Below are 1,564 nucleotides of genomic sequence, written 5' to 3' on the forward strand. Positions count from 1 at the left end.
GAAATAGAGGGGAAATAATGATGGCTGATGAGAACAACATAGGACCGGTTGCTGCAGTTGAGACGACGGAGGTGGAGGCAAAAACACCTGCTGCCAAGAAGCAGAGGTCGCCACAGCGCCCGACGACGGCCGTCGAACCGGCGCGATCTGCATCAAAGGCAGATGCTGCAAAGTCGCAGGTCACCAAGCCACGGGCATATAGCGAGCAGGAAAAAACCGGCAAGCTCAAGCTGATCGAGACGGCAGTCACCGAAGGAAAGAGCAGCCTCAAGGACGCGATCAAGACTGCCGGCATATCGGAGCAGACCTACTATAACTGGAAGCGGAGCGCGACGCCAGCTGTTCAGAAGAACGAGAAGCCGGCTCCGGCCAGCGATGAGCTGGCAGATCTTGTTCAGCTCGAAGAGGAGAACCAGAAGCTTCGCAAGCGTCTGGCGGAAAAGTTGCGCGCGGAAAATACGGAACTGCGCAAGAGGCTCGGGCTGGATTGATTCACGAGCGGGGCCGTGCAGGCGGTCATTTTCTCGACTGGCCGCCTGATTGCGTAACGCCGGAGACTGGGCTCGCCTCCAAATCCCGCCGATAGGGCGAGCGATTGCTGGGCGAATATTTCCTGCGGATAGCTCCTCAAAGCCCGTTGACTACGAGGTTGCCGACGCGAAGTATTCGTCGTTGTCTCGCGCGCTGGCCAGTTGCAGCGCCCGGTGAGGCGATATATAGGCCCCGCCGGGCAGGAACGCAGTGGCGCCAGTCGGCGCTGGCTGTGCTACGAGTTGCTTAAGGTTGAAATCATATGAAAACGCCACAACGGAAATTCGTTGTTGAATTCAAGTCGGGTCGGCGAGCGATGAAGGCCCGGACCAAATCAATTTGGGGTGACACTGATCTCAAAGCCCTCGCCCGTGAAGCGGAAGATAGCGCACCGCATCCGTTCAATTCAGATGGAGCACCCGGTACGCCTGACCAAGGTCGAGAAATGCCGTGTGATCCGATGAACCCGGGTAACGCTAGCGAACACGCAAGTGAGGCCATCGTTGCAGGCACGGCGACACCATCGGGCAACGGCGCAGTCGGTGAAGTGCCAAATCAACATGAGGCCAGCGTACTTGCCGCCGAAGTTGTTGCGCAAGTGCCGGAGAGTAAACCAGGGCCGCAGCCTCGGACAACGTCAACGGGTACTCCTCGAAAACATGTTAAGCGCGGTCCCATTGCGATGGTCAGGAACAAGCCCCGAAGTGCGGAATCCGTGACTGCTCGGGATGTGATTTCCCTTGAGGAAGTAGCTACCCTTGATGCAGAGAATAAGCGGCTCAAGAAACTACTGACTGAACAGCTCCATCGACAGAACTTGCAGCTCAAGAAGATGCTTGAGCGGTATGATGTCACGTAAGCTGCTCCGAGAAATGTCCCGCGCCGGGGCGAGGCCGTGGTTCTCGATACTGCCGGTTTCGGCGATGAGACGCCTGCAAACAAGTAGTGGAAGCGACCCAGGCTAAGGCAGATGCGCGATGACAGCCGAGGGATCCTCATGTATGGTTGCCGCCCGGCGGGGTGCCGGCATCAA

Annotated in this window: 2 protein-coding genes; both read left to right on the plus strand. The window is 57.9% G+C overall.

Going from position 1 to position 1,564, the window contains the following annotated elements:
• Positions 1–20 precede the first annotated feature (20 nt).
• A complete protein-coding gene (locus BN1800_RS39440; protein WP_087006347.1) occupies positions 21–491 on the plus strand; it encodes a transposase in 471 nt (156 codons plus the stop codon).
• A 302-nt stretch (positions 492–793) separates the two neighbouring features.
• Complete coding sequence (locus BN1800_RS39445; protein WP_087006344.1) at positions 794–1,390, plus strand: hypothetical protein; 597 nt, start codon at positions 794–796, stop codon at positions 1,388–1,390.
• Positions 1,391–1,564 lie beyond the last annotated feature (174 nt).

This window comes from Rhizobium sullae, assembly GCF_900169785.1.
In the GTDB taxonomy this organism is placed as follows: Bacteria; Pseudomonadota; Alphaproteobacteria; order Rhizobiales; family Rhizobiaceae; genus Rhizobium; species Rhizobium sullae.